We start from the raw sequence: 5687 nt of genomic DNA, 5'->3' as shown, positions 1-5687 counted from the left end.
ACTAAACCGGGGCAGTTCCCCGGAGCGGAAAAATACTATTCACGGGCACTGAGCCTGCCGATGTATCCCGAGCTGACCCACGACGATTGCGAGCGCATTGTCAAGGAACTGGCGGCGGTGCTCGGCGAAAGCGGGCGGGCCGTCTGAGCGCCTATGTCGGCACCCTGTCTCCACAGCGGAAATGAGATCAGATGAGAGTAGTGGTCAGGGTTGATTCGTCGTACCAGATCGGCAGCGGGCACCTGATGAGATGCCTTACCCTGGCGGAGCTGCTGAGGGCAAGGGGTGCAACCGTTGTCTTTGTGTGCCGTGAGTTGCCGGGACATGTTGCCGCCCTGGTCAAGGATCGGGACTTCGCGCTCGCCGCGTTGCCGTCGCCGCGCGACTCAGTCTTCAGTGGAGAACCGCGCGACTCATATGCGAACTGGCTGGGCGTTGACTGGCAGCTCGACGCGGCTCAGACTAAGGCGGCCGTACGGCAGATGGCGGGTTCCCCTGACTGGCTGGTAGTCGATCATTACGCCCTCGATTCGCGTTGGGAAGAACTCCTGGCAGCGGAGGTAGGTGCGGTTCTTGTTATTGATGACCTGGCCAACAGGCAGCATCGCTGTCGAGTCTTGCTGGACCATAACCTGAGCCCGCAGGGCGAGGCCCGGTATCTAGCCTTGGTACCGAATGGTTGTCTCCTGTTGTGCGGACCAAGATATGCGTTGCTGCGCCCTGAGTTCGAGGTGGCTGCCGCCAAGCCGCGAGAGCGGGACGGGACTGTAAAGCGACTGCTCATCTTTTTTGGCGGTGTCGATGCCACCGGAGAGACGCTTAAAGCGTGCGAGGCAATAGCGCAGTGCGGGCGAGATGATCTTCAGGTCGATGTCGTAGTGGGTGTCGCTAACCCTCGCCGCAAGGAAATACATGAAGTTTGTGAGGGCCACCCGATGCTGAACTTTCATGGTCAGGTCAGCAACATAGCCGAGCTGATGGCTGCGGCCGATTTGGCTATCGGCGCCGGCGGTACGACCACGTGGGAACGGGCATTTTTGGGGCTGCCGAGCATTGTGATACCGGTTGCAGAAAATCAGGTGCCGGGCACGGTGGCAATGGCTGCGGCAGGGGCGATCTGGAATCTCGGGTTTTGTGGGGATGTGACGGTCGAGAAGATCGTTACGGCCTTGAATCATGCCTTCGAGCACCCCGAGGAAGTTCAGCATATGGCTCGGCGTTCCCGGCAGTTGTTCGGTGAGAACCCACGATCCGGCGCGAGACTGGCGGCGGACATAATCTACGAGGTGGCCGGTGCCCAAGCGTGACGCCTGCAATCTGCGTCCGATGGCTGAGACTGATCTCGACCTGGTGCTTTCCTGGCGAAACCAGGAGCGCATTCGCCGAGCGATGTACACTGACCATGTAATCTCGCTCGATGAACACCGTGCCTGGTTCAAGCGAGTGTCTGAAGACAAGAGCAGGCTCCACTTCGTGTTCGAGTGCGACTGCCGGCCCGTGGGTGTCGTAAACGTAGTCGATATTGACTGGACGCACAGCCGGTGCGTCTGGGGTTTCTACATTGGTGATGAGTCCGCCCCGCGCGGCGCCGGGACCGCTATGGGCTACCTGGCTCTTGAGTTTATTTTCGAGAAGCTCGGCCTTCACAAAGTGGTCGGCGAGGCGCTCGCCGACAACGAGGCCAGTATCTGCTATCATGAGAGGCTGGGGTTTGCCCGCGAGAGGTGCCTCGTTGACCACATTTGTAAGGGTAGGGCATTTTTCGATGTCATTACCTTTGGCTTGCTCAATTCGGATTGGTATAAGGTGAAAGATCAACTGGCCGCGCAAGTGTTTGGTGAGAGCGTTTGAAGAGTATGCGTGTGATAGTCGTTTCTGGGCGGCGGATCGGCCTGAACCAGGAGCCGTTTATTGTCGCGGAGATGTCCGGTAATCATAATCAGTCGCTGGAGCGCGCCCTGACCATTGTCGATGCCGCCGCGGCTGCCGGTGTGCACGCCGTGAAGATCCAAACCTACACCGCCGACACGATGACCCTCGATCTGAACAACAACGAATTTCGCATCGACGATCCCCATTCGCTCTGGGCTGGGCGTTCGCTTTACGATCTCTACCGAGAGGCGCATACCCCCTGGGAATGGCACGAGGCGATTTTCGCACGATGTCGTGAAAAAGGCGTAATCGCATTTAGCACGCCCTTTGACGAAACCGCGGTCGAGTTTCTCGAGACGCTCGGAACGCCGATGTACAAGATCGCTTCTTTCGAGAATGTAGACACTCCTCTGATTAAGAGAGTTGCGGCCACTGGGAAACCGCTTATCATTTCCGCAGGCATGGCGAGCGAAGACGAGCTGCGCGAGGCGGTCGCCGCGGCCCGCGACGCCGGCTGCGAGCAGCTGGTACTGCTGAAGTGCACGAGCGCTTATCCGGCGTCGCCCGAGACAATGAACCTGCGTACTATTCCTGACTTGCGAGCGAGGTTTGGAGTCGAGGTGGGGCTTTCGGATCACACGCTCGGGCTGGCCGCGTCGATTGCCGCGGTTGCGCTCGGGGCGACCATTATAGAAAAACACTTCACCTTGGCCCGCGCCGATGGCGGGGTGGATTCCGCCTTTTCCCTGGAACCTGCCGAGATGGCTGAACTGGTGCGGGAGACCAAGCGGGCCTGGCAGGCGCTCGGGCGGGTGGTGTACGGGATCACGGCCGCCGAGGAAAAATCGCTGCAATTTCGCCGTTCTCTTTATGTGGCAGTTGACATGAAGAAAGGTGATATTTTCAGCTTGGAAAATGTGCGCCGCGTGCGCCCCGGCCTGGGCCTGCCTCCGAAGTGCCTCGACCGGGTGCTGGGCAAGAGGGCTGCGTGTAATATCGCCCGTGGCACGCCGTTAAGCTGGGAGTTGGTGGAGTAAGCCGGGTTTGCCCGATGGGACACAGTCTGTTATGAGCCAGAGGATGTTCAGCAACTCCATGATGACGGCCGTGGAGACGGCTGTCACCATGGTCATGGTGATTATCGCCACGCCGGCGCTGATTGAGAACTTCGGCGTTGCCAGCTACGGCGCGTTTGTGTTTCTGAATATTTTCAGCATCTACGGGGCGCTCTTCTTCTTCGACCTGGGCATGGAAGGATCGCTCACGACCTATATCGCTCGCTACGACGCCTCATCTGACCGGAAAAAGATGCAGCAATCGCTCGTGGTGGCGATTCTCTACTACGGCACACTCGGGGCGCTGGTCGGGTTGGGCCTTCTGTTCGCCTCGGACTTCATCGCCTACCGATTCGTGGAAGTCAAAGGGGAACTCAGCCGCGATGCCGTGAAGGCCGCTTTGCACATCTTGTCGGTAAACGTGCTGCTTCAGTTTCTCGCGCTGCCGTTTGTGGCGGTCCTTCAGGGCCTCAGACGCTATGTGCTGACCAAGTCGGTGAACACGATTGCCACGGTCATTCAGTATACGCTGATCATTATCGTATCATACTATCACGGCTCGATTGACAAGGCGTTCCTTGTGGTCACCTGCATGAGTCTGGCGAGACTGTTGTTCTATCTCGGCACGTTCACTATCGGAATCCCACAGTTTCGGCCGATGAGCCTGCGTGTCGAACTTTCGCAGCTTCGGGTCCTGGTCAGTTACAGCTCCGTGCTGTTCGTCTGTCGCATTCTCGGCCTCGTGAACAACAATGTCCACAAGCTGGCCATCTGGCTCTACATGCCGGTTACTAATCTGGCGATTTACGATGTTGTTGTGAAGCCGTCGAACGCCCTTCGCGTTCCGGACACCGTGGCCGGCACCTCGATCATACCCGAGGTTGCCCGTCTTCACGCGCTTGGCCGCAAGGATGAAATCGCCGGCATGTACATCCGCCTGATCCGCTACACCTATCTGGTGCTGGTGCCGATGGTGGTGTTTCTCGCCGTATTCATCTCGCACTTGCTCCGGATCTGGGTGGGGGAGCAGTTTGTGCCGTACGCCTGGGCCGTCTACATCCTGCTGTTTGCGTTTCTGCTGGCGCCGGTGTCATCGCAGGCGTTTCTGTCCGTGGTGGGGCTTGAGAGGATTCGCAACGCGATTTGGATTTCGATTGTCGGCACCGCGCTGAACGCGACCCTGAGCCTCACTCTGCTGCACTACCTCGGTCTGGCCGGGCTGCTTCTGGCCACCGTGACTATGTATGCGTTCATGTTCTGGCCTTATATCCGCCAGCTGGCACGGCATGTGGGATTGAGACCGACCACTGTTGTGGCTGCAATCGGAAAGACGCTCGGTCTCGCCGCCCCATTCGCGGGAGCATACCTGCTAGTCGAGCACTTCCTGAGTGGGCGGACTCTTATAATGCTCGGTGTTGCCGCAGTGATCGGCATCGCCCATCTGGCCGCGGAGTATCACTGGCTGCTGAATGGCCGGGAACGCGATTTTGTAGGTTCGCGCCTTGGCCTGGGATCGCGTTTTACGGCCGAACCCTCGACCCATGTGCGGGCCGATCAGCCTACCCCTCTCAATCCCCGATGACTGAGGACAGCCCTGTGGCGCACTCGTCCAACTCGACATCAGCAGCGCTGAACCTGTTCGTGGCGCACAGTCCGTTTCAGCGTTTCATCGCCGACCATATAGTCAGACGTATGCCTGAATTCCGGGACAGTAACAATTACCTGATTGTGGACGGGAGCACTCAAGAAGCGGAGGTTGATCGCACCGGCTGGCGCGAGGTCACTATCTGTGATCCGCCGGTGGGCGCATCAGTGGTGGGCGCGGGACCGCGGATGCGCACAGTCATTCAGTGGGCGGTCTACTTGTGCCGACAGTTTCGCGCGACAAGACTCTTCCTGACTAATGTTCAATGGCCCCTGAACAACGTGCTTCGTGCGACGCTGCGGAATGAGACGTCTTGGTTCTTGGTCGAGGTGTGCAATTACCCGGAAGGCATCGGCAGTCTCGGGCTCGTATATCCTGACTGGCGACAGAAGATGCGCGATACGGCCAAGAGCGTTCTGGGAGTGCTCACTGGTGTTCCGTATCAGCCCTTGCGGGAGGATCTAATGGGCCTCGAACGCAGCGATCGAATCTATTCGCTGATGCCTCACCTGTTACCGGAGCACTTGCAGGCGAAGGCCATCACCATTCCTCCTGTGCCCATATCTTCGTATGCCGGCGACAGCCGCACTTGCGTGTTCCTGGGTCAGAACGATCGCCTGGTGCCCAAGCGGTACAGACGACCGCTGGCGGAGGCTGCTGCGTCATACTGCCGCCTGCTGCCGTACACGCGCTTCCTGTTCAAGTCCCATCACTATGGCGAGTCGCAGGACCAGCGGAATGTATTTGTCGGGGCCGGATTCGAGCCGCTGGCCAATTCGCGGCCGATCGAGCAATTACTGGCCACTGACCCGGCCGCATGTGTGGTGTCGTTTAATAGCTCGGCACTCGTTCACTTGAAGATGATGTACGGAGATCGCATTCGCTGCGTGGCCTGTTTCCCGGACCGCTTCGGAAAGCTGGCCGGGCAGCGCACGGATCGGGCGGACTCTGTGAGTTCGCTGTTTGCACGCTGCGGGGTAGAGATTTGGGAGCGGGACCCGAGAGAGCAGTAATGCAAGAGAGTTTTGTATGGTAGCAGTCAATGCCACAATGGTAGTGGCGCACCTGGTGCTGGTTGCATGGGTACTCCACCGCTTGCGCGCCTATACGGTGCT

6 protein-coding genes are annotated in these 5687 nt (G+C 58.9%); all 6 read left to right on the top strand.

The window, feature by feature from the left end:
- Positions 1 to 147, top strand: a 147-nt coding sequence (locus AB1772_12995; protein MEW5797258.1) for a DegT/DnrJ/EryC1/StrS family aminotransferase, incomplete at its 5' end; no start/stop codon positions are given.
- Positions 148 to 191: 44 nt separating this feature from the next.
- On the top strand, positions 192 to 1307 hold the full coding sequence (gene pseG, locus AB1772_12990) for a UDP-2,4-diacetamido-2,4,6-trideoxy-beta-L-altropyranose hydrolase (GenBank protein MEW5797257.1): 1116 nt from the start codon (positions 192 to 194) through the stop codon (positions 1305 to 1307).
- Positions 1294 to 1851 carry a UDP-4-amino-4,6-dideoxy-N-acetyl-beta-L-altrosamine N-acetyltransferase gene (gene pseH / locus AB1772_12985; GenBank protein ID MEW5797256.1) on the top strand — a complete coding sequence of 186 codons (558 nt, stop codon included), beginning with the start codon at positions 1294 to 1296 and terminating at the stop codon, positions 1849 to 1851. Before pseG ends, pseH begins: the two co-directional genes overlap by 14 nt.
- Positions 1852 to 1856: 5 nt before the next feature.
- Positions 1857 to 2909, top strand: coding sequence for a pseudaminic acid synthase (pseI, locus tag AB1772_12980; GenBank protein ID MEW5797255.1), 1053 nt, complete (start codon positions 1857 to 1859; stop codon positions 2907 to 2909).
- Between the two features lie 43 nt (positions 2910 to 2952).
- Positions 2953 to 4509: a polysaccharide biosynthesis C-terminal domain-containing protein gene (locus tag AB1772_12975; GenBank protein MEW5797254.1), complete on the top strand. Its 1557-nt coding sequence runs from the start codon at positions 2953 to 2955 to the stop codon at positions 4507 to 4509.
- Between the two features lie 14 nt (positions 4510 to 4523).
- Positions 4524 to 5585 carry a hypothetical protein gene (locus tag AB1772_12970; protein ID MEW5797253.1) on the top strand — a complete coding sequence of 354 codons (1062 nt, stop codon included), beginning with the start codon at positions 4524 to 4526 and terminating at the stop codon, positions 5583 to 5585.
- Positions 5586 to 5687 lie beyond the last annotated feature (102 nt).

This window comes from Candidatus Zixiibacteriota bacterium (assembly GCA_040752815.1).
GTDB lineage: Bacteria > Zixibacteria > MSB-5A5 > GN15 > FEB-12 > JAGGTI01.
This window is presented reverse-complemented; position numbering and strand designations above follow the sequence as displayed.

Bases quoted from the DNA above. Each gene is read 5' to 3' on its own strand.
- pseI (MEW5797255.1), top strand. From the start codon at position 1,857: ATGCGTGTGATAGTCGTTTCTGGGCGGCGGATCGGCCTGAACCAGGAG.
- pseG (MEW5797257.1), top strand. From the start codon at position 192: ATGAGAGTAGTGGTCAGGGTTGATTCGTCGTACCAGATCGGCAGCGGG.
- AB1772_12975 (MEW5797254.1), top strand. From the start codon at position 2,953: ATGTTCAGCAACTCCATGATGACGGCCGTGGAGACGGCTGTCACCATG.